Here is a 21886-nt window from a genome sequence, read left to right as displayed (position 1 = left end):
GGCTAAAGGCCAAATATTGCATAGTGATTCGAGACAATTCGTTATTTGAGATACTGGTGAGATCTGGAAAAACTAAACGTTTCGAAAACCGGGGGGCGAATGATCGATCACGAAGTTACTCGTCAAGAATTATATGACCTAGTGTGGGCCGAACCATTATCGATTTTAGCTAAACGGTTCGAAATCTCCGATGTCCGACTGGGGAAAATATGTGTGGAAGCAGATATTCCAAAGCCAGGCGTAGGCTACTGGGCGAAGCGCCAGTCAGGAAAGTCCACTGTTCAGCCACCGCTACCGCAGCGTAAGCTCGGTCAGACGGAGAAAATCGTCTTTGGCGAATATCGAAACTGGGGAACAGAAGAGGATAAACATAAACTTCTGTCTGAACCTATACCAGCGCTACCGTATTTTCCAGAAAGTTTGGACGTGGTAACTGAACGCGCGCGCAAGATTGCTGACAAGGCGCCGATACGAAAAAGCCTCTCGAATCCTCATCCGATCATTGCCAAATTACTCGCAAAAGACAATGAGCGAAAAGAAAAACAAATAAGCAGCCCGTTTGGTTTTTCTTGGAATCCCCCATTATTTGATTCACGACCGGGGCGCAGGCGCCTCCTTATTTTAAATAGTTTGTTCGTGGCTTTTTCTCATTGCGGTTGCAAGCCTTCTACTCCCCGAAGCGATGCTAAAGATTTGCATGTTCGTGTAGGTGATCAATCCATGCTATTCGAGCTGGACACCATAGAGGAGCAGCGGAAACGCGTCACCCATCGCGCACCAGCTACCGAGACTGAAGTAGAAAAACTGCGACTAGAGATTTCGTGGTGGAAAGCTCCGTCTGAAATTACCCTTCAGTGGGAGGATAGGCCAGATTTTCCACTTGAAAATCAAATCAAGGACATTGTTATCGGCTTCCTAATTGCCGGGGAGTGGATGTATCGGACCGCAGCAGTCTATCGGCATGAATTGCACGTGGAGCGGAAGAATGATTTGGAAGAAGCAATTCGTCGAGGAAAAGAGGAGGAAATCCGGCTGGAGAAAGAACGAATAGAAAAGATAGAAGAAGAAAAACGGCAGAAATTATTTTCCGACGCAGCGGATTGGCGACGGGCTTCAGACATACGTGCTTGTGTAGAAGCAGCCTTAGCGCAATCGCAAGAGGGACTACCTATGCAAGATGTTTTGCAATTGCGGGAATGGGCATGTTGGGCGCGGGCGGAAGCGGATCTAATTGATCCTCTTTGTAGGAAGGAATTCTGGAATAGCGCTATTTAATCTGAGCTTGATGGTGCGCACTTAACGAAAATTGCCATTAAATTAATTTCTCTTAATTAACGATATTCTTGAATAATTCTGTCATTTTCTTAAATAGTGCTAACTGCACTAAGTATTGCGCGGACGCTACGCGCCAAGCATCAAATATTTGCCGAATATCAATAGAATTTTTGGCTTGCAGCGGCGAAAGCTCTTCGAAATGACTGCCCATATTCATTTTTCCTCTCAAAACATATTAAATTGTATTTTGAGAGGAAATCGCCTAAAAAATCCAGAGTCACCCTAGTCCCATATTCCGGCCTGTACTTTTTTATAAAAGAGGCTGTTTTTTCAGAAAAAATGATTACTCGCCTAACGACCGCGTCTTGGTCCGTATCGAGGTGGAGATACTGTAGCCTCCGCACGTTCCATGCTGGAATCGGCCATCAGATGGATTCATTAGCAAAAGCAGGAGAAACAGCCATCTAAGACCCCAAGCACAGGACGACGACTTAATACCCCCGTGCAAAGGTCATCGATATAACGTTTTCATAGAGAGCATAGTATGAGCGCCCGCCGCGCAACCTGCTGCCCCAGGCGTCTCGGACTAGGAAGGCAAACGAATCTCGCGGAACGCCTCACCAAGCTGAAGTGCTGCACTTCGCCGATCACCCATGTCGACCAACATGTCGAGAATCCGCAGGAACTTCTGAGCCAGCGCCAGCGTCATCGGTGCGTCACGATGTGCGAAGTGCTGCACCAGCTCCGCGATGCGAGCCAGTATGAACGTACCATGCCAACCCTTTAGATTGTCAGGACCGCCACCGATAACCGCGAGTGCTTGGTCTGCGAAGGCTTCGGCGGGGTAGTAGGCCTTAGCTCGCTCACAGAGCGTAAGGAACGGATCCATCACGGAGGCAGCCCATCCGCCAGCACGAACGAAACGATCAATCAAGGGCAGGATGCGGCTGATTTCGGACCAGTCGCCATTGACGTAGCGAGCGGCCAAGTCCGCGCATTCGACTGATACAAACATCAACGTTCGAACAAGTTCTGGCTGATCGAAGCCAGAGAACTCACCGCTCCGGTAGGCGTCGCGCTTGAAGGCAGGGGCCTGGAGAAGTCGCCCTAGACAGAGGTCAAGCGTCGCGACTGCGTCGGCCGGAACGGCCGGCGCATCGTACACGTGGGCGCAGACGTAGGTGCTCGCGAATGGAGAGAGCAGCGCCCAGCAATTGTCACCCTCGAGCCCCAAAATCGGGGCGAGGAAGCGGGCCTGAAAGTCGCTAAGCGGGAGAAGTCCAGCCACCCGGCCGAGCCTCGACCCTAAGGCGTGAGTCCATTCAAAGATGCGGGTCGCCGAACGATCTCGACGTCCTGGCTTCACCCAAGGCGGTGCATTCTTCTGGTTGGTCCAGTCGAGAACACCGGCGAGGAATTCGAGGAGTACACTTCTCGCGCTACTGTTGAGAATCTCTGCGAAGGGGATACGCTTGAGGACTTCTGCCGCCTGCTTTGAGTGCCAGAAGACATCCGGCTCACCCCACTCCTCAGTCGCATCGGCAGCATCATCCACGTCGTATTCTTCATTGCTCTGGCGCCTACGCCGGCCATTCTCTGGTTTGACCTTGACCCAGGCTGGAGGCGGTAATGGAAGAGAGGCCCATCCGCTTCCTTTCTCACAGAACGTAAGCGCCGCGTCGACCGCCGCTTGTGCTTCAGCTAACGAGTGGAGCGCTTCACCGTGTTGACGGGCTTGATCGCGCGGTCGCAGTGGAACGTGGCACAGCGAAAATGCCAATGTCAGTCCGGCCCAAGTCAGCTTGGGGTCTTTGGACCAAAGCTTGCAGGCTTCTTCGAGCGCAGCCAACGAAACGATTTCAAGTGGGTGCGCAATCAGTCCGAGGAGGTCGCGAGCCGCGTTGCCTACTGCTGTACCTTCACGGAGATCTGCTGCAAGTCCTCGAGCCACGCAGATCGCCTGGTGCCACGGGATATCTGAACTAGGCGACCACATTAGACCGGGCTTTTCTGGCAGACGGATCGCGCGCCCTAAGACGTTACGAGACCACTCAAGGTCCTCTTGCATGCGCCCTTCTCGAAAGTTGAGCACGATGGCCGCAGTAGCGGCGACCGCGCCTCGACTCATAGACAAGCTTTGTTCCTCATTCTCGTCGTTCGAATGCACGAACAAATCGCCGGTGTCAGCTTCTTTTGCCAATGAGATGGCGTCCTCGATCGTATACGTGCCTTGGATTGCCCTTTCTTCAAAGGACTTGGACGCCCATGTCCAAAGACTCGACAGCCGAAGGTACCTGGAGGCCTCTTCGGACCTAGCAATGTTTTCAGGTTTAGTGGCAGAAGGACTGACATGGACGATCGCAAACTGGTCTGAATCCTCTTCAGTGCGGTATACCTGATAGTTTTTCGGGTCCGTCAGCTCGGCATATTCAAGGGCTTGGGCGGTAAGATGCTCCCTCGCCTCCGGAAGGTCGCGGTGCTCTTCGTACTGATATGGCAGATCGTTCTTAAAACTAAGGATTGCTTCACAAGCGCGGTCGCGGATCGGCCCTGTCGCAAAGAGGAACTTAGGCACCATCCAACTGAGTTGAGTCTTACGGACCGGTCGCGCATTTGCTGCTTGGACCGCATCATTCACTAGAGCACTGGGTTCCCTTCGCATCTTCGTCCAGTAGAGCAACGACGTCGTTCTTAACAGCTTTGACGTTTGCACCGGAGTTGCCGCCCTGGGCAAAGCGAGCCTCGAAATGGTCAGCCGTCAGACTTTCACGGGCCCAATCACAAAGGGTCTTGAGCGCTCGTTCTTTGGTAGGGGTAACCGTACCAACTGCTGCCCCGTATCGGTCGGTGTTGATGCGGAAGTCAGACTTCTTGAGAGTGGCCCAACTGTCGCGAATGATGTCGCGAAAGTCAGTGTTTGTTTGTGCTTTACTGATCGTTAGCGAACGCTTCACCTGAAGACTAAGGCGTGCGGGGTTCTTTGCCGCGTCTTCAAAATCGACGATCACATCATCGAGCGGTTCACCGAAATCGCGCTGTTGAACTGACACGCGGACTACAGTTCTATCATCGATACCGGGTGCGTATGCTTCGGCTAGCAGCGAGGTGAGATAGAACGCAGCCGCGTCGCCCTCAAAGGTGAAACCCTCGCCGCCGGCGAGTTCAGATGATTGTGGCATCGTTAGCTTGAAAATTCGTTGAACAACCATCAGTCGCGGAACTGACTGGCCGCGTGTGTCCGATTGTGCACCTTGACTGATGCTCCGAAAGCTAGTTCCATTGCATTCTATCCTGATGTAAGTACGATGAGAAAAAAATCACCACGAGTCTTGTAGACGCTCTTGATCCATAATTCTAGGGAAGTAGAGAGGCTCGACTGCTTCAGCGAAGCAGCCAGTTTGAGTGCTCTGCGATGGGCGTTGTCTTCACCACTGGAGTTGTATCACGGGTAGCGTGATGAGTTCGGATATCTGAGTTTTGATGGCTAGAAATGGCCGCAATAAGTTGGCGTGCTTCCAGCCGTCGCCCAAGCCAGGAATAGTCGACAGGGGAAATCGCAAGCCCTCCGGCATTAGCGCGAGGAAGAACCGCACACCTCGAAATTCAAAAAATCCTCCGAGGATTCGATCGTCTTTGAGCAGTGGGGAGAACTGGAGGGTGTCGGTCGAGTTCAAAATCATGCCGGAGTTGGCCGCCACATACATTCCCGCAGCATCCTCAAATGGCATTTCGCCGTAGCAGAGTTTGACAAGATCGGCCGGAACGATGCCTTTTTCGGCCCCATTCACTCCGATAAACAGCTCACTGCCATGCGAGAGGTTCAGTAATGTCTTTAAGAACCAACGTTCGAGAAGCTTGGCATTGATGATCGGTGGCGGCGTCGCGAGTCGAGTCAACAATGAGGTCTTATGGCGATGGTTTTCCTTCGACATTAATTCTCTGAGCGATTCGAAAGCAAATCCCGCCGCCGTGTCCAGCGGTGAGAGCCGGTTATTGTGGGACTGGCACAGGATCTTCGCGGTGAGCGATTCGAGGCCTACTGTTTTTGGCTCGTCCTTGCACCAAGGAAGGCCTTGGACCGTCACTCCGGGTGATATGAAAAGACACTTCGATACCACATGCTCGCGACTGATACCGCCATTGCAATCTCCGATGCACGCCGCCCAACAATTTGCCATTTTTTGCCCCATTTTTTATTTCATCGGAATATCACAACCCTGCGCGGCTATCGTCGCCGACCTAATCCGTCATTCAAGGTACACCGCCCAACAGCGGGCTGGAGCTTGCCTCAAGCCATTGATAGGTACAGTCAATGCCAGCGAAACGTAGTTAAGCCGGTCAACAACTACTGGCGCGGATGATCAACTTTACCGGAATATGCGCGGGGTGCGACGATTAATCTACAATGGGCCAACGCCCCCCCATGACCCGGCATTTTATGCTCGATAATCTTTGATCGTTATATGGCAAAAACTCTTTCGAAAAATAAATTCCCTGCCCAGACTAATAGCGGAAATTCCGCCTCCGAGAATAGGATTCTGCATTTTTTTGGGTTGCTTGCAAAAATTTTTGCCGCGTTAATTATCGGGGCAGGAATCTTGTTCTACTTCCTTGGATATATCCAGCAAAGTGTTTTTTTGGATAATTTCGGCGTGAATTCATCTGACTTCCCCAAAGGTACATATGAAACTCAGATTTATGGCGCGGTGACGCTTTTAAATTTTGTAACCACTGCGATGAATGGAATAAATAAATACCTCAAATTCCTGCTCTTGGGTGCGCTCATAGTTACGCTTTACATTTGGGGTATGCAGGTTGCGACTAGAAAATTCGCAAAGAAACCATTAGGTAAAACGCGAGATATTCCAGAGTGGCTGTCAGAACTGTTTGGTAGTTTCCTCCTAACGGGAGGGCTAGCTCTGACCGTACCCATTATATTGATTCTGATCGGGATGATCTTTAGCGTGCCGTTATATATCGGAGTAAGCCAGGGAAAAATCTCGGCGGAAAATAAACGAGCAATCTATGTCAAAGGTTGCGAAGTTATCTCTACTGATTCGCAGTGTCATGAAATTAAAAAAAATGGACAGAAAATCGCTACCGGCTTTATTCTAGATAGTTCCACCACTCACATTGCGATTTTTGATTCACACGACCAAGTATCTCGTGTTATCGAACGCAAAGACACAGAACTCATCGTCCATAAAATTGAGAAGGTAACCGGCCCCAAAGACAAATCTGAAGAAAATACTCCGAAAAAATGACCTATTCAGGACAGACTGATGAAGAGATCTCGGGCAATGTCAGAATAGTGATTCTCTTCGACTCCACGGATTCGATTTTTTTCATGTCGCCTCGAGACCTGCCGCACAGTTTTTAGTCCGATCGAACGACGATATTGTCGCGCTTCCATACCAAATTTTCTTGCTAGATCGACAGATTGGTGCGTCGACATCAACGCCGCGGCCAATACATAGTTCTCAGCGTACATACTACTGAAAAGATGGCTAGTTAGTCGGTTAAAAGATTGGACATCTTGCCCAGGAACTTTTTGAGCGAACCACGGAAAATTTGTAGTAAGCCAACTGTTTGGTAGTGCCGTCAAAGCAACGTCGCTTAGTAGAGGGCGACCGGCGCCACCCCGCTTCCCAACATGGAGTCCGAATTCTTCGGCCTTTCCACACAATGCATCTGCAACAATTGTAGAGTCGAAAGAAGCTTCTCGATCGAGCAAATTACAACAAATTTCGACGTATCGTTGGATGACGGAATTTTCTTGTGCTGCCAAAATATAGTCAGGGCTATACGACAACGCGGAATCTGCATGAAATGCTGGCGTGTCGAAATAAGGATTCAAGCCAATCACGCGTAGCAATGAACACTCATGTTTCAAGCACCAATGAATACCTGGTAAATGATGGGTGCGTCTCCAATAAGAAAAACCCAATAACAACTGATCTTCTCGGACGCAGTTCGGACACAGGAATGCCTCTGTGAGTTTAGCCTCATGATGTGAAGTCGAAAAATATTCATCTAATCGTCTCTCATGACGCCCCTTTTCACGATTGTTTGAGAACGCGAAATTAAAAGGCACCAATGTGTGCTTCATGACGAAAGCAATGGGAGACATATTTGCAGCAGAGGGAAGCAATGAGGCATCATGCCGATTCGCCCTGGGAGGGCCGTCATCCCCAATGAAATTGTGAAGACGTCTAATAGCATCCTCTATCGTTTCTAAAACATTCAATATTCTAATACGTCCCAACAAGCCCCGTGCCAGTTCATCCGGTAACGGCTTTGGAATATGCATGTTCATGTCCTAGATCATGAAATTTTCAGAAAAGATGCTGTTGCTTGTTCGGAGGCAGTTTCTTGCGAATGATCACATCAATTGCTCGCCTAGTAAGTGGTAGATGACTCAAGCTTGAAAGTCTGATTTTCAACTCTGGCAGTACCTGATACAACTGCCAGAGCGCTATCTTCTTACCAGGAAGTTTCAAAAAAATCTCTGATGCTACGCGCTTGATGTCATTAGAAAGTTGACGATCGCGACTACTCCAGTCAACTCTATTCTGCTTGTCGCGGATTACTTTTCCCAATTGAAGGGATGCTTTTTCTAACCAAACTCTATCATTCCGATATAGCCAGGCATAGGCGCGCGGATCTATCGCCCTTACATGTTTAATTCCCATATCCTCATATGTGACACATAACTCTTGCCATCGAGTTCGCATGAAACTGCGGACAGCTTCCTTCCTTGCTGATGCCCAGGTCTCATGGAGACCGATTTCCGATCGCAACGTAGTTGTGATCGTTTGTACAGAAATATCAAACTTCTCGGCGACTATTTTTTTATCAAGACCTCGCTTCAAATCCGCAATCAGTTGTTCTCGAACAACAGGCTTGAGTTTTTTTGAGCGTCTTTTTATTGATATGCCAGCGTCAGCGGCCCATGCCATAGCTGTCGCGGTATCAATGCCTATTCGGAGTGCACTCGCTGTGATCGATAGACCTTCTTCGCTAAGCATTTTAAGTAGATTTTCGCGATCGATATTCTTCGAATCCGAATGTGTGTCGAAGATATAATTTGTGTCAGTTGAGCTTGATTGATGTTTTGTATTTTCGTTGTAGCGATACGCACTCAAAAAATTCTTCCAGTCTCCAAACAGCCATTGAATGAGTAGAAGATGTCGAAGCGGATGCACGCCGGAACGAGGTATACGTAATAGGCGCGATATTTGATTCCATGCCGCAGTTTCATTTTCTGGCAATGTCGGAAATTCTGGTGTGCCGATCAACGGCTTCAACATAGAGAAAAATGATGCACCGATTGAAGCCCCCTTAAGAGTTCCACTGGCAGCCAACAGCCCATACTCGCTGAGAGATGCTAGATAAGTCCGTAACAAGATTTGTGCGTCAAAGTGAAATCCCTCTGAAAGTGCCGCGAGTTGATTTGCGCTCTTTGCTAACTCCAGAAGTAATTGCGTCAATGGACGGTCCGTTGAGCTTGATTTCTCAAACGACAAACCTCGAGATAGCAGCTCTTTTTCCGGAAGTAACCAAAGAAAACGGCCAACCCCTGTAGATTTTTCGGTCGACTGTAAGAGTGGCGAAAGATGGTCCAAACACAACCAGGTTCCAGGGTATTGATGCGACAAATGCCAAAATGCGACACCGTGCTTCCGGCGGTCCTCGACCATACAGTCAGGACAAGCCTTTAAAGGGTGATTTGCGCCGAACTTGCTGGTCAGGATGCCCAAGCGAAATTTCAGCGATCCAATCCCGTTGCCCTGCATGGAAGCAATCGCATCAAGTTCATCTGCCGCTGAACGAAAAGGAAAATAATAGGAGAGGATTGTTCGACGTCGTATTACAGATTCAGATGCCCCGAGAACACCGCCGGTCCTGTTAGTGAAATGTGCTAATCGACTCGGGAAGTCATGCGAGGTCCCTTTGAGGGAGTCACCGAACAATTGTTGGCAAGTGATGGAGGCGCGTGAATTTCCGCTTAAAGCATGGTACCTACTACAAAGACTGAAAACAATTTCATCTGGAAGCCAATCCAAAATTCCGGTCAACGGAAAGAGTTCAGACTGTCTAATTTCCGGAGTCATTTGGGATTAGAAACAAGCTGCATATTGGGAAAATGTAGCGTAGGCCTTAATCTATCAAATGTATTAATTCAGACTCAACCCTACCGTAGGATGCCAGATTTTATCGCGAACGGGCCGCCTTTGAATCACTACAGCAGTTCCACTGGAACCGGTCGAGCGTGCCCAACGATAATCCGCTACGAACTGTAAGCGGACATTGTTTTTTTTACCACAATAGCCGAAATCCCCCGCACAACGACCGGTCGAATGCATCAGCAAAACTCGTGGTGAGCCGGGGGAATTCATTTGCCTCGCATTATTGCCTAATTCAGATTAAGATTTTGCCAATAACCAAGGAAACGTATGAAGTTGCCCGACCCATTGACCGTGGATAGCCTAGAAGCAGCGTATACAGCCTGGAAACTTGAGGTTGATCCATCGCTATGGCTACCAACTTCTTTGCCGACCCCCCTCCCATTTTGTGTAGAAGCGCCGTTGCTCCAACTTATCGCGTCCGCCTCGCGTAAAGCCGGCGACGCATTCTCAGTTCATCTCGACGGTCTTGTAAGAGGAAGCAAGAACTACGACTATGCGCTCGCCAATGCTTTAGGCACCACCCATGCCTTATGTGGATGGATTATGGCAGCAAAGGTTCTTGATGAAGAAGGCGAGATTATCCCTAAGTCGGAGAGCCAGGTTTTTTCCAGGTACTTGGACGCGATGGACTCATACGAGTTCCTGCGAACCCATGCGACCCCTCAACTTCGAGTTAATCTTGTTTGCGTGCAGGGAGCCAAACGAGAATTTATTCAGCCGCTTTATCACGAAGTTAAGGGGAAAATGGTTGTTCGCCCTTATCCGGATGTGCGCTTATTTGTGCAAGATATCTTATCCCAGTTGGCATCGACGTGGACCGGCGGAGAATTGCGAGAGGTTTCAGCACCGCTTGCTCAGCTCGTCAAAGAGCTTATGGAAAATGCGGACTGGTGGGCTCGGACAGACGAAACAGGAACACTATACCGCCGCGGGAAAAGCTTTAGAGTATTGAGTTTCCGCCTCGTGGAGATTGACGACGACAACGCGGCTAGCTTTGGTGGATCTAACCACCACCTCCACAGTTATTTGCAAACTATTTTGCTTGAACATGGTGAGTCCGATGGTGGTATTTCTAGCTCACGAAAGCGTTCGATCAAACGAAATACATTTATCGAACTTTCTGTTGTCGACTCAGGCCCCGGCTTAGCTAGACGTTGGTTAGCTTCCCGCGAGAACGGGAAACGCCTTGTCAGTAATCTGGATGAAATTAGCTTAAAAGAAGAAGAGGAAGCAGTTGTGGAGTGCTTCAGAAAATGGGCGACTTCTTCTCATAGCTCAACGCGTGGTATCGGCTTGTTTTCAGTCGCTCGCATGCTGCGAGAAAAGAACGGATTTATGCGTCTACGAACCGGCCGTCTCGCCTATCTTTTCGGAACCGAATCAGCCGCGAAGGACGTTGAGCAACGAACGAAAGGCATGGGGAAGATCGGACAAGCATTGCAGCATACACTTGACGACGGAACTCATGTGTTCACCGAAGATAACGATGTCGCGTTCTTTCTTCGACCGTGGAATAAAGAAGCACTCAGCGCGGTTGAAGGAACTTCGTACTCAATTCTTCTGCCGGTCTAGCAATATGCACGTATTTCCTTTCGAAACTATCGGCAATTCAACAGATCTGTATTCGGATTGTGTTGTGATATTCCTTGGTCTTGATACACCGGTGGCCGCCGAAATTGACGATGCTTATGTCCGCTGGACAGCATCTCACGTGCCGCCACCCACCACCTTGATTATTGGAAGGGCTGACGCTTTGCGGCAGTTCCAACAGTTAGCCAATCCACAGGGGCGACTTCCTGGCCTGGACCGTCTATATGGTCACGGTGCGCAAGGCAGTGTGGTGCTAGGTGGTTTCGATTTTACCGGCCATGTGACCAAGATAGATGGTCAGGAAAATGCTCCTGTTGACCTGACCCAATTGTTTTACCGCGCCGTGCGTGCATACGTCGAACTTCAAATTGAAGAAGCTGACGTCGTCATTCCCGCTCCACCTGGCACATATTTTGACAAACTTTCGACTCGATTCTCAAGCCATTTTATCCGCGCAGAAGCACTACTTCAATCAACCGCTTGCATTGAAATGCTTGCCTTGCGCCTACTTAAACCATTTAACGACTGGTATGAAAAGTCGACGATAAAAGGTACCGGTGAAGCTGGAATTTTCTTAGATACAATGAGTGTTTGGCCCGTAGCAGAAAAATTACGCCAACTTCATGAGCTTGGTAATCCCGCTCCGATCCGATGCAACATCGAGAGCTTCAAGTCTTATGACGGACTAATGAAATGGAGTCCTCCTCCGCGCCCGGCGTTTGTTATCATCTCTGCCTCAACTTCCGGCGGTCTGGCGGAAAGAGTAAGCATGAAACTTGGCGTATCCAACGCAGAGGTGTGGACGTTGCTGGCATTGGCTCCCCTGATTGTAGAAAAGGAAGATGCTCAGCTCCCCGAACCAAAGTGCATTTCACTACTGCCGCGTCGGTTGAGAGGACGACCCGCCTTAGACGGCCTGCGCGACCAGTTTCAAGCTGATATTAAATCTATTCCTCCAGGTACTGAAACGATTAGTATTGTTGGAGAACGCTTTCTGAGTCAGCCAGCGAAGCCAAAGCGCGTCCGATTGGTTCACAAGCTTCTTGACGACCCCACGAAAAATATCCTTGCAAAAATTGCGAATAAGCATGTAGTTAAGATCGCACGTGGACGATTCGACGCACGATCACGATGGTCGATTTCGTTTGACTTTCCTAAGTTGATAAATATGGCATGCGTGCCGGAAAATCATGAGGCAGATTCACTATTGAAGAGTTGGCTCAAAAATTACAGTTCACCGTCACCAATTGCAATTGTGTATCCGTCGGCGGATGGCTCTTCCGCAACAGAAGTGGCTCAAGCAGCGCTAGATCTTGCACAACGCACGGAAGATGTCTTAAAGGAATTGGCTCCGAGCGCTACCGTGTTCAAGCTCAGCAGCGACGAACTCGCTAAATCGAGTAAGCCATTCCAACACGATCTAAAGCATTGCAGCATCATAGTTGTTGCTCCTATTGTTGGAAATGGATTCGCTTTTAAGCAAATCAGTGCACTATTACGGCATAAACAACCGAAAGGTCCGCGCCTATTTTTGGCACTTGCAGTGCTACCGGAATCCCAGGCCCATCTTAACCAACTGAAGAGTGACATTGCTTCAGTTGCTACGGCCGACAGCCGTTACGAGTTTAAATTTCAGTTTGCGTTGCCAATTGGGAGATTAGACACAGCGGTGCAATGGCCATTAGAGATCGAGGTTTTACATGAGTTGGACGAACTCATGGCGGAAAAAAATGTTAATGCCGTCGCAGTATCTGCGCGAACTAATTTATTGGACGATTTCAAAACACTCGAAGACCAATCGGTCTTTCTTCCGTCGGCTCTAGAAAAGCCGCTACCCTTGTCAACAGGATTTTTTCTATGGCCCGGTAGCAGCGAAATCGAAGGCGATAATTTTGGTGGGGCTGTGCTTCTTTCCATTGCGGCCTTGCTTCAGGCGGCAAGGATCGCGGCATCGAAAACGGATGAGACCAGTCTTAGAACCGGGCTATTCCAACACGCACTGATTTGCCCCGAGACATTCACACGTTTCAATGACCCTGTTATCCAAGCGGCCTTGCTGCGTGCCGCCTATCCAGCGGAGCTGAACTACGGCGTCAGTCCAGAGATGAGTCATGACATGGAGCGGCTGCTTCTGAAGTGGCTGCAATACTATAACGATCCGGCCGGTGCTGCCGCGGGAGAATTCTTGCTCGCCATGGCAACGGGAAAGTTGAAGCTTCGAAAGGAAGATATGCGCAACGTCTTGAATTGTGCAAAAAATTGTACTGGCTGGATTGGCTGTCTAGCACTGGTGGTTGAGAAGCGAGTGCTCAATACTGCGTGAGCAATTAGCCTTTTAAATTTTCTTGATAAACCAACTTACCCCCCCTTTGGAACTTTAGTATTTCGTCAATCGCGTGAGTATTGGACTGCTTACAACAGGGAACATGATGTATGAAGGTCATAACAAAAATTAAGCTTTCCAATTTCAAGAAATTTCAAGATTTTGAGGTCAACTTTGATGATGAAATAAATATCCTGATTGGCGACAATGAAGCGGGGAAAAGTTCAATTCTACTGGCACTGGATCTCGTTTTGAGCGGAAGCAGAAGCAAGATTGAAACAGTTGGAATTGAAAGTCTACTCAACATAGACGTTGTGAGTAAATTTTTAGCTGGCACAAAGAAAATTACTGATTTGCCATCCATGTATGTTGAAGTTTACTTAAACGAACAAGGTAATCCAGATTTGTTCGGCAGGAATAACTTCGACAACATCGATTGTGACGGCCTTAGATTAGACTGCGAACCAATTGAGGAATATAGCAAAGAGATACAAGAAATCCTCAAGCAGGATCGTCCGAATTTTCCATTTGAGTACTATTCAATTAGGTTTACTACCTTTGCTGATCAACCATTCACTGGCTACAGACGCTTCCTAAAACACATAATCATTGATAGTTCGCAGATCAACAATGAATATGCGACCAGGGAATATACCAAATCAATCTACAGCGCCAATGCGGATACCGCTCAAAAGAACCGGTATCAAAATGAGTATCGCAAACACAAATCCGAATTCAAAGACACCGTTCTTGCAGATATGAACGACAAACTTGAAGACTACAAATTTTCCCTCCGAACAAATTCCAAATCCAACTTGGAAACGGATTTAGTCATCACTGAGGATGACATCCCAATTGAAAATAAGGGTAAAGGTCGGCAATGTTTCATCAAGACAGAATTTGCACTCAAGAAGAATGCGGTGGAAAACAAGATCGATGCTCTACTGCTGGAAGAGCCAGAGAATCATCTAAGTCACGTGAGCATGAAGAAGCTCGTTCAGCGAATTTATCAAAGCGAGAAGAAGCAGCTTTTCATCGCCACGCACAACAACCTCATTTGCACCCGACTTGATTTGCGTAAGGCGATCATGCTTAACAGTAGCAGCGCCAAACCTTTGCTATTGAAGGAGTTGCCAGAGAGTACAGCAAGCTTTTTTATCAAAGCACCCGACAACAACATACTTGAATTCGTCCTGTCAAAAAAAGTCATCCTGGTTGAAGGTGACGCTGAATTCATCCTAATTGACGCTCTATATAAGACGATCGTTTCCGATTCGACACTTGAGAAAGACGATGTGCATGTTATCTCCGTCGGCGGAACCAGCTTCAAACGTTATTTGGACATTGCAAAAATTTTGGGCATTAAGACCGCCATTGTTCGTGACAATGACAAGAACCACAATAAAAATTGCGTCGAGAATTACAACGAATATAAAGCTGATCACATCAAGGTATTTTCAGACATCGACAATACCAGAAGTACCTTTGAAATATGCCTCTATCAAGACAACGTGGCAATCTGCGATGAACTATTCAAACCTGGTCGGAGGACTGTCTCGGTCCAAGATTACATGCTCAATAATAAAGCGGACGTCGCCTTTGAATTGTTGAGCAAGAAGGGGGAATATCTCAAATCGCCAAGCTACATCAAGGAGGCGATAGAATGGATAAGAGAATAATTTTCGCTGTAGCAGGATCAGGAAAAACAACTCTACTCATCGCAAATCTCAATCTTGAGAAACGGTTTCTTGTTGTAACCTACACTGAGAATAATCTAAAAAATCTACGCTTCAAAATCATTCAAAAGTTTGGTTTCTTCCCCCCAAATATAACGCTCTACTCGTATTTTTCCTTTTTGCATTCGTTCTGTTATCGCCCATTTCTGGCCCTTGAGCTCCGTACGAAGGGTATCTTCTGGGACATGCCACCAGAGTGGACTGGCAAATTGCCACTAGAGGACACGCGACGTTACATACACGCCAGTCAGCGGCTATATTACAACCGCATAGCCAAATTTCTGACGATCAAGAACGTCTTTGATGAAGTCATCAAACGGGTTGAAAAATATTTTGATACTTTTTATGTCGATGAAGTCCAAGATTTTGCCGGCCACGACTTCAATCTACTAACTGCAATTTCTGCGTCAAAATTAGGGACACTGCTCGTAGGAGATTTTTATCAGCATACCTTTGATACTAGCCGAGATGGGGCAACCAATCGAACCTTACATGAGGACTATCTGAAGTATCAAAAGCGTTTTGAGAAGATCGATGTAAATATTGATCTAAAAACCCTTGTTAATAGTCATAGATGTAGCGCAACCGTGTGCAAGTTCATCAAAGAAAATATTGGAATAGAAATTGACTCTCACACGGACAGAGAGACTAACGTTCAAATGATTGATGATCAAGATGGAGTTGATCAATTATTTTCATGCGAAACGACCATCAAACTATTCTACCAAGGCCACGACCAATATGACTGTTACTCTCAAAACTGGGGAGGCTCAAAAGGTCAAGATCATTACGCAGACGTTTGTGTTGTCTTGAATAAAACGACCTATCAGCTTTACAAAAAACAGGACTTAATAAGCCTGCCTCCGCAGACCAAGAACAAATTTTATGTTGCTTGTTCAAGGGCAAGAGGCAATTTGTATTTTGTACCTGAAACGATGCTCAAGAAATACAAATCGTCCAATTGATTATTTTCTTACCTACGTATTCTTGTAGTTGATTAAACCGTCAATCGCTATAGGTCTAGGAAATTGTCAACAACATCGACAAGAAGAAAATGCTATGCAGAAGTTTGAAGCATTGGAAGCTGAGTTCGTTGAAAGCGCGAACCAAATCGCTGAAACACTGTTGGATGGTTTTGGCGTAAAACATGACCGCGCTGTCGATCGTCTGCACTCACCATTACTTCGCTGGCTGGATTTTCGGTTGAGATTTATCGACCCTCGCCCAAGAAAAATCTACGTTTCAGATCAGTTCCCGATGAAACTTCATGATGAAGCTGAGCGAGCACTTCACTTGATCGAGAATAAGATCATTACGGGGGAAGATGTAAACCCTTACCAGGGGAAGGGCCTGACGCTTTTCCATGACACCAGCGCGGAGAATCGGAGTTCAAGAACTGACTTGCTTTGGGCCGATTGGGGTATCCATCATCTTCATCTCTCTGATCGTCCCGTTGGTGAAGGTAGTTATTTCTCTGGTCGAGCTGGCTTTCTGCTATTTGCCGTTTTCGGGAGAGATCACACTCTCTTCATCGACATTCAACCACATAAAGGCGATAAATTCCTTTTTTCAAGGGAAGAACTTATTAAAATTATCGCGAGAAACTGGCCGTCGTACATAGATCAGTTTCGGCTTAAGGGTGTCCTTACACCAAAAAATTCCTACACTGACGAGCAACGGGCACAACTTCGCAAAGCAGGAATCGATCCGATGCTTACAATTGATGGAAATGCCTATTTCTCACCCGGTGGGGGAGTTACGACCGCTGCCACATCAGGAATGGTCACGTCCGCCCTATTTCGCATGAGAAAAAACCTGCGCTCGCTAGCTAACCTGGTGCTTGACCCTGACGGGCAATTTCTCGGTTCATTGACAGACACTGCAAGAGCGCAGAGCCAGTTCTCGCTCAGTCTATTACCCGACGGGATAGCCGTGATCGAGCTGAATACAAAAAAGGGTTGGACGTTTCCAGAGGCAAAGGGTGATGCAACGGATAATATATTCACACAACTATCGGACGATCTGACTCCCCCATGGGTCAAACATGCAATGACGGAAGCACATCAAGTGGGACTGACGAAACCGACTGATTAGAACGTGGATTTGATGGGCATTTTTATATACCCCAATTCGAAATTCGACTCACAACAAGTGCATTGGATCAGGACGCCCTCGGGCTACCGGGTCGCTCTAGTAATCAGCGGCAGTAATACAACAGGGTCGCCTTGGGGAAATTCACTCAGAGCGTTGACTTACCGCACCATACAATCTCGTCAAAACCCATTACTATTCTTTTTGCTGACAGATTACCTTCGCGTCATACATCAGGGAAATGAGTTCAAGGATTTCACTTGGGACAAGATTTTTCGGGTCAAAAACTACATGAATGTGATTCTTTACCGGCACCATCTTTTGGTGCGAGTTAATGTCCCTCTTCAATACAAAATCCAACCCTTTATATGTAAAGAAACTGGCATTTAGCTTGGACATAGACAAGCCGATTTTGTGTAGGCGAGCAGATACTTTAAATTCTGTAGTTTCAAGTATCGTACCCTCATTGAAAAAGACCCGACACCAGAATTTAGTTAACTGATTCTCGCCGTATAAAGCATTACACATACCCTCAACGACTTCCTTGCTCGTGGAAAATCTATATGGATCCATCTTTAAATTCACGGGACCTAGAGTCGGAGGTTGCTCCCCATTTGATGGGGGCTTATGCTCAATCACCACCCCGTTGGAATATATTTTCTTTTCTGCGCTGTATCCAAATTCAATACCAAGCTTATCCAGGCATTGTCCGATTGCTTCGAGAGGCTTTTCCGAAATTAGGACCTCACTACTTCTCCCCAGTGAAATTTTTGCCGGAAAATCGAATTGGAAATAATCAACCGATGAGGGAATGATTACGGCAGCTGTTTCATCATGCAGGGACAATTCAGCATAATCTTGCGACTCAAAATCTTCCAAAAAATCGCAATTGAACTCTCTATTAATGACAGTCACTATGTTGTTCATCCCTGCTTCACTCATGATATTAAATCCCTGCAACAGATTAATCGGTGGAGATAATTTTCCTACATCTATCCCCTTGATTCCTATCGGGATTACTTTTACCCCCTTGGCGTATGCAAAGCCAGATTCGAAATGAATCCAATTCGAATTGATAGATTGAGGCGACACAAAAACCAGCATGATCTTTGCTTTGTCCAGATTTTCTTCAATTTTGTGCACCCAGTTGTTCCCGAAAGGAATACTTTCTCCGTCGCTTGATTGAAATATCTCTATTGTTTTGGCGGTTACCTTGAGAATTCTCTTCCGAAGAACTGAGATGTAATCTTTGTCTCTGGATGAGTGGCTAAAGAATATCGTTGGTTTCTGCATGAAATGGCCCTCTTAGCATTTTCTCAATTGCCTTAGTGTAACGATAATTTATGAAGCGACATAGGCTTCTGCCGCTTTCTTTTTCCATTGTGTATTTCATTACGGTATGTCGTAACGGATATCGGCATTGCTGAAGACCGAGGCAGCCAAGTCACGCAAGCAACGGCGGACATTTAAGCAGATCTATGAAGACCTGAAGAATTGGGCTTTGAGGGCTCTCTGGACAGGGTCGCGGCGTGCGCATGGGTATGGCGGGCGGGTCAAACTGACTGGGGCACTCAGCAAGCAAACGAACGCAGGAGTTATACTTAAGCCCAACTTGTCTCAGACATTAAGAAATTTGTGCAAAAAAATGCGTAGAATTACGCTAATTGTCTCAGACATTAATTGATGAAAATGTCGACTTTTGTGAGCCTTTTGGGCCATTTTTGTCTCAGACTTTATTTGCACGGAACATATCTGTTGGGAACACCAATTAGTTTCGGATACGCATGCCTTATATAGGCCGGAAAGGTAATGCTGATGTGCTGTATCCGAAACTATTGTCTTTCGTAAAAATGCTCCCCCCTGCGCTAAAAAAGAGGGATTGGGATAGTAAATTCCAACCTTGCACACGAAATCATCTATTGACGCCAATGAACTGCGCATGGGTACGACGTAAGCACACGCCATTTTGAACCGGTTGGGGCAGGCAAATTTCGATCCCGATATTTCTTACAATTAAAGTTGAAAACAAACGATCGGCATTAACAACCGAAACAATAATGCCTTTTGGAAGACTGTTAACCCATAAGCCCCAGGTTCGAGTCCAGGTCGGGGAGCCAGCACATATAGTAGCGATTAAAACAGTGAGTTACGATGAAAGTCGTAGCTCATTTTTTTGTCTTGAATTTAGCAAAAACGAGGGGTCGCAACCGCGTAACTTGCTATCGATTGCGAGGTTGAAAATCGCCGGGCCTCGAATCTGTAGGCTGTTTTGGGGGTGAAAGCAGGCGCTGGTACAAATTGGTCACTGGGCCGGTTCTGACTGACCTACTATGCTGGTCTACGCTGACCTATCCTGAAAAGGTGCTGGCCTTACGGTCCGCGATTGACCGACTGATGCGCGTTGCGACAGGCAGCAAACGATCCAAAGCGGAAGTACGATGCTGGCGTCCGAACGTCCGAAATGCAGCTGAAGCGGTCGGCCATCTTCGCGGCCGGCCGGCAGGCCCCTGCCAGAAGCGGATGCCAACCATTCAGACAGTCGGGACGGTCCCGCCATCAATCACGTATTCCGTACCGGTAATCGAAGCGGCTCGTGGCGACACCAGGAAAGCGATGAGGTCCGCGACTTCCTTCGGTTTGGCGGGCCGGCCGAGCGGAATGCCGCCGAGGCCCTTCATGATGATTTGCTTGCCGCCCTCGTAGTTCGTACCGGCCTGGGCTGCGAGGCGCTGCGCCAATTCGACTGCCGCCTCGGTTTCGACCCAGCCGGGAGAAACGCGGACAACGCGGATTCCCTTTGGTGCCACCTCCTTCGAAAGGGCCTTGCTGTAGGTCGACAGCGCCGCCTTGGCCGCAGCGTAGGCGGTCGTCGACTCGGGCAGCGGCAGAACGCGCTGGATCGACGTCACGTGAATGATAACGCCGGAGCTCTGCGAAATCATCGACGGCAGCAGGGCTCGATCGAGACGAACTGCCGGCATGAGGTTCTGGTTTAGCTCCTTCGACCACTCCGTGTCGTCCAGCACCGCGAATCCTCCGCTTGGGGCGCTGGAGCCCCCGAGCACGTTGACGAGGATGTCGACACCGCCGAGCTGCTGCAGCACCGACTGGGCCACCGCGCTGGCGCCCTCGGAGGTCGAAAGATCAGCGGCAAGAAAGCGTACACCGTCGACCGGCCGAGAAGGCGCGGAACGCGCCGTGGTGACGACTCGTGCTCCAGCGTCGCGGAGTGTTTCCACTACCGCAGCGCCGATGCCCTTTGTGCCGCCAGTTATCAGTGCGCGCCGATTGGCGAGCTGTAGATCGAAGGTCATGGTGTGATCTCCAGGGACGCGATCTTTCCGCGCTCGAGGCGGAAGGCGTATCGCAAATCGACCGGGCTGCCCGGGAAGTTGCCGGTCAGCCGGCTCGTGACGATGTATCGCTCGTCTTTCTGCACCACGGCGAAGGGGGCGCTGGTGTACGAGTACCTGGCAGACGCCGCGGCTTTCCACGCCTTGATGGCCTCGGGACCGGAATGGGTTTGTCCCTCGTCTTTGACAACGGCTTGCTTCGTGAAGCAGCGCGTCACGGCTTCGCCGTCGCGCGTGTCGGCGTCGAAGTAAGCGGCGATCGGTTCGGGAAGAATCAGGTCGGTCATGGCGGTCTCCTCTGTTCGTACAGTGAAATCACTATGACCTCCTTTCGAAGATTAGAGAATCACCTATAATATGAATATGTTATTTAGCAATTAATACATAATGCGCGGATCGGAATTTGCCGAGTTGAAAGCCTTTGCGGCCGTCGTCGAGTGGGCGAGCTTCGCGCGCGCCGCCGATCATCTCGGGCTGTCCCCCTCGGCCCTGAGCCAGACCATCCGCCAACTCGAAGCCAGGCTCGGCGTGCGGCTACTCAATCGCACGACACGGAGCGTGGCGCCGACGACGGCGGGATCCCGCCTCCACGAGCGCGTCGCGCCGATGATTCTGGAGATGGATGCTGCCGTCGCCGAAGCGGTCGCCGCCACGGGCCGGACAGCAGGCACCTTGCGCATCAACACTTTGGGCATGGCGGCGAAGAAGATCATCGCGCCGCGACTCGGTCGGTTTCACTTGGCGCACCCGGATGTTGTGCTCGACATCGTGATCGACGATGGCCTGAGCGATATTGTTGCCGGACGGTTCGACGCAGGCATTCGTGTCGGACAGCGCCTCGAGAAAGATATGATCGCCGTGCGCCTCACCCCTGACGTGAAGATGCTTGCCCTTGCGTCACCCGACTATCTTTCGTGTCGCGGCGAGCCCAGGACGCCCGCCGATCTACACCGCCATGCTTGCATCAACTGGCGCTTTCCCGGCAGCGGCAGGATCTATCGATGGGAATTCGAGAAGAAGGGCAAGAAGCTTGAAATGGCCGTGGAAGGGCCGTTGATCTCGAATCACCAGGATGTCGTCATCGAAGGCGCATTGCAGGGCCTCGGAATTCTCTACGCCTACGACGACGATCGCGTAGGCGAGGCGATGGCGAACGGACGGCTCAAGCGCGTCCTGACAGACTGGTCAGTGACGAGTCCCGGCCTCTACCTCTACTATTCGAATCGTCGCCACCCTCAACCAGCGCTCCGCGCTTTCATTGATTGCCTGCTAGACCGAGACGAGCCCGTGTCCAAGCGACTGACCAGAAACGTTGGCGGGTGACATTTC

Annotated in this window: 17 protein-coding genes; 8 read left to right on the top strand and 9 right to left on the bottom strand. The window is 48.8% G+C overall.

Features of this window, described 5'->3' with window-relative positions; genetic code table 11:
- The first annotated feature begins 99 nt into the window (after positions 1 to 99).
- On the top strand, positions 100 to 1275 hold the full coding sequence (locus AC07V8_RS23010) for a hypothetical protein (protein ID WP_494680462.1): 1176 nt from the start codon (positions 100 to 102) through the stop codon (positions 1273 to 1275).
- Between the two features lie 52 nt (positions 1276 to 1327).
- Here AC07V8_RS23010 and AC07V8_RS23005 read toward each other — a convergent pair whose 3' ends face one another.
- The 4 genes from AC07V8_RS23005 to AC07V8_RS22990 all read right to left on the bottom strand — a co-directional run bounded on the left by AC07V8_RS23005 (position 1328) and on the right by AC07V8_RS22990 (position 5465).
- Positions 1328 to 1486 carry a hypothetical protein gene (locus AC07V8_RS23005; RefSeq protein WP_494680461.1) on the bottom strand — a complete coding sequence of 53 codons (159 nt, stop codon included), beginning with the start codon at positions 1484 to 1486 and terminating at the stop codon, positions 1328 to 1330.
- Between the two features lie 375 nt (positions 1487 to 1861).
- Positions 1862 to 3853 carry a hypothetical protein gene (locus AC07V8_RS23000; RefSeq protein WP_494680460.1) on the bottom strand — a complete coding sequence of 664 codons (1992 nt, stop codon included), beginning with the start codon at positions 3851 to 3853 and terminating at the stop codon, positions 1862 to 1864.
- A gap of 52 nt (positions 3854 to 3905) precedes the next feature.
- A complete protein-coding gene (locus AC07V8_RS22995; protein ID WP_494721499.1) occupies positions 3906 to 4484 on the bottom strand; it encodes a hypothetical protein in 579 nt (192 codons plus the stop codon).
- Between the two features lie 216 nt (positions 4485 to 4700).
- Positions 4701 to 5465, bottom strand: a complete 765-nt coding sequence (locus AC07V8_RS22990; RefSeq protein WP_494680458.1) for a hypothetical protein — start codon at positions 5463 to 5465, stop codon at positions 4701 to 4703.
- 273 nt (positions 5466 to 5738) lie between these two features.
- On the opposite strand from AC07V8_RS22990, the gene AC07V8_RS22985 reads away from it, so the two are divergent.
- The gene (locus AC07V8_RS22985; RefSeq protein WP_494680457.1) at positions 5739 to 6539 is read left to right on the top strand and encodes a hypothetical protein; all 801 of its coding nucleotides are present in this window, start codon (positions 5739 to 5741) and stop codon (positions 6537 to 6539) included.
- Between the two features lie 5 nt (positions 6540 to 6544).
- Here AC07V8_RS22985 and AC07V8_RS22980 read toward each other — a convergent pair whose 3' ends face one another.
- Positions 6545 to 7585 carry a TniQ family protein gene (locus AC07V8_RS22980; RefSeq protein ID WP_494680456.1) on the bottom strand — a complete coding sequence of 347 codons (1041 nt, stop codon included), beginning with the start codon at positions 7583 to 7585 and terminating at the stop codon, positions 6545 to 6547.
- A 25-nt stretch (positions 7586 to 7610) separates the two neighbouring features.
- Positions 7611 to 9389 (bottom strand): TnsD family Tn7-like transposition protein, encoded by a 1779-nt coding sequence (locus tag AC07V8_RS22975; RefSeq protein ID WP_494680455.1) that lies wholly within the window; start codon positions 9387 to 9389, stop codon positions 7611 to 7613.
- 342 nt (positions 9390 to 9731) lie between these two features.
- Between AC07V8_RS22975 and AC07V8_RS22970 the strand changes: the two genes are divergently transcribed.
- The 5 genes from AC07V8_RS22970 to AC07V8_RS22950 all read left to right on the top strand — a co-directional run bounded on the left by AC07V8_RS22970 (position 9732) and on the right by AC07V8_RS22950 (position 17207).
- A complete protein-coding gene (locus AC07V8_RS22970; RefSeq protein WP_494680454.1) occupies positions 9732 to 11036 on the top strand; it encodes a hypothetical protein in 1305 nt (434 codons plus the stop codon).
- Positions 10951 to 13377 (top strand): hypothetical protein, encoded by a 2427-nt coding sequence (locus tag AC07V8_RS22965; protein ID WP_494680453.1) that lies wholly within the window; start codon positions 10951 to 10953, stop codon positions 13375 to 13377. Before AC07V8_RS22970 ends, AC07V8_RS22965 begins: the two co-directional genes overlap by 86 nt.
- A 110-nt stretch (positions 13378 to 13487) precedes the next feature.
- Entirely contained in the window at positions 13488 to 15056 is a 1569-nt protein-coding gene (locus tag AC07V8_RS22960; RefSeq protein WP_494680452.1) for an ATP-dependent nuclease, read from the top strand.
- Positions 15041 to 16078, top strand: a complete 1038-nt coding sequence (locus tag AC07V8_RS22955) for a DNA helicase UvrD (RefSeq protein WP_494680451.1) — start codon at positions 15041 to 15043, stop codon at positions 16076 to 16078. The genes AC07V8_RS22960 and AC07V8_RS22955 overlap by 16 nt, the downstream gene beginning before the upstream one ends.
- Positions 16079 to 16172: 94 nt before the next feature.
- Positions 16173 to 17207 (top strand): hypothetical protein, encoded by a 1035-nt coding sequence (locus AC07V8_RS22950; protein ID WP_494680450.1) that lies wholly within the window; start codon positions 16173 to 16175, stop codon positions 17205 to 17207.
- A gap of 192 nt (positions 17208 to 17399) precedes the next feature.
- Here the strand turns inward: AC07V8_RS22950 and AC07V8_RS22945 are convergent, their stop codons facing one another.
- The 3 genes from AC07V8_RS22945 to AC07V8_RS22935 all read right to left on the bottom strand — a co-directional run bounded on the left by AC07V8_RS22945 (position 17400) and on the right by AC07V8_RS22935 (position 20844).
- Positions 17400 to 18497, bottom strand: a complete 1098-nt coding sequence (locus AC07V8_RS22945; RefSeq protein ID WP_494680449.1) for a toll/interleukin-1 receptor domain-containing protein — start codon at positions 18495 to 18497, stop codon at positions 17400 to 17402.
- Positions 18498 to 19735: 1238 nt separating this feature from the next.
- Positions 19736 to 20518, bottom strand: coding sequence for an SDR family oxidoreductase (locus AC07V8_RS22940; RefSeq protein WP_494680448.1), 783 nt, complete (start codon positions 20516 to 20518; stop codon positions 19736 to 19738).
- The gene (locus AC07V8_RS22935; protein WP_494680447.1) at positions 20515 to 20844 is read right to left on the bottom strand and encodes a nuclear transport factor 2 family protein; all 330 of its coding nucleotides are present in this window, start codon (positions 20842 to 20844) and stop codon (positions 20515 to 20517) included. Before AC07V8_RS22935 ends, AC07V8_RS22940 begins: the two co-directional genes overlap by 4 nt.
- 100 nt (positions 20845 to 20944) lie before the next feature.
- Here AC07V8_RS22935 and AC07V8_RS22930 point away from each other — a divergent pair, with 100 nt between their 5' ends.
- Entirely contained in the window at positions 20945 to 21880 is a 936-nt protein-coding gene (locus tag AC07V8_RS22930; protein WP_494680446.1) for a LysR family transcriptional regulator, read from the top strand.
- The last annotated feature ends 6 nt before the right edge of the window (positions 21881 to 21886 follow it).

The sequence above is a fragment of the Collimonas sp. GW821-FHT02H07 genome (assembly GCF_059421505.1).
The sequence above is the reverse complement of the archived record's forward strand: the minus strand, read 5'-3'. Positions and strand labels throughout refer to the sequence as shown.

Coding starts and splice junctions, on each gene's coding strand:
- AC07V8_RS23010 (WP_494680462.1), top strand. CDS start 100: ATGATCGATCACGAAGTTACTCGTCAAGAATTATATGACCTAGTGTGG.
- AC07V8_RS23005 (WP_494680461.1), bottom strand. CDS start 1,486: ATGGGCAGTCATTTCGAAGAGCTTTCGCCGCTGCAAGCCAAAAATTCT.
- AC07V8_RS23000 (WP_494680460.1), bottom strand. CDS start 3,853: ATGGTGCCTAAGTTCCTCTTTGCGACAGGGCCGATCCGCGACCGCGCT.
- AC07V8_RS22995 (WP_494721499.1), bottom strand. CDS start 4,484: ATGGTTGTTCAACGAATTTTCAAGCTAACGATGCCACAATCATCTGAA.
- AC07V8_RS22990 (WP_494680458.1), bottom strand. CDS start 5,465: ATGGGGCAAAAAATGGCAAATTGTTGGGCGGCGTGCATCGGAGATTGC.
- AC07V8_RS22985 (WP_494680457.1), top strand. CDS start 5,739: ATGGCAAAAACTCTTTCGAAAAATAAATTCCCTGCCCAGACTAATAGC.
- AC07V8_RS22980 (WP_494680456.1), bottom strand. CDS start 7,585: ATGCATATTCCAAAGCCGTTACCGGATGAACTGGCACGGGGCTTGTTG.
- AC07V8_RS22975 (WP_494680455.1), bottom strand. CDS start 9,389: ATGACTCCGGAAATTAGACAGTCTGAACTCTTTCCGTTGACCGGAATT.
- AC07V8_RS22970 (WP_494680454.1), top strand. CDS start 9,732: ATGAAGTTGCCCGACCCATTGACCGTGGATAGCCTAGAAGCAGCGTAT.
- AC07V8_RS22965 (WP_494680453.1), top strand. CDS start 10,951: ATGTCGCGTTCTTTCTTCGACCGTGGAATAAAGAAGCACTCAGCGCGG.
- AC07V8_RS22960 (WP_494680452.1), top strand. CDS start 13,488: ATGAAGGTCATAACAAAAATTAAGCTTTCCAATTTCAAGAAATTTCAA.
- AC07V8_RS22955 (WP_494680451.1), top strand. CDS start 15,041: ATGGATAAGAGAATAATTTTCGCTGTAGCAGGATCAGGAAAAACAACT.
- AC07V8_RS22950 (WP_494680450.1), top strand. CDS start 16,173: ATGCAGAAGTTTGAAGCATTGGAAGCTGAGTTCGTTGAAAGCGCGAAC.
- AC07V8_RS22945 (WP_494680449.1), bottom strand. CDS start 18,497: ATGCAGAAACCAACGATATTCTTTAGCCACTCATCCAGAGACAAAGAT.
- AC07V8_RS22940 (WP_494680448.1), bottom strand. CDS start 20,518: ATGACCTTCGATCTACAGCTCGCCAATCGGCGCGCACTGATAACTGGC.
- AC07V8_RS22935 (WP_494680447.1), bottom strand. CDS start 20,844: ATGACCGACCTGATTCTTCCCGAACCGATCGCCGCTTACTTCGACGCC.
- AC07V8_RS22930 (WP_494680446.1), top strand. CDS start 20,945: ATGCGCGGATCGGAATTTGCCGAGTTGAAAGCCTTTGCGGCCGTCGTC.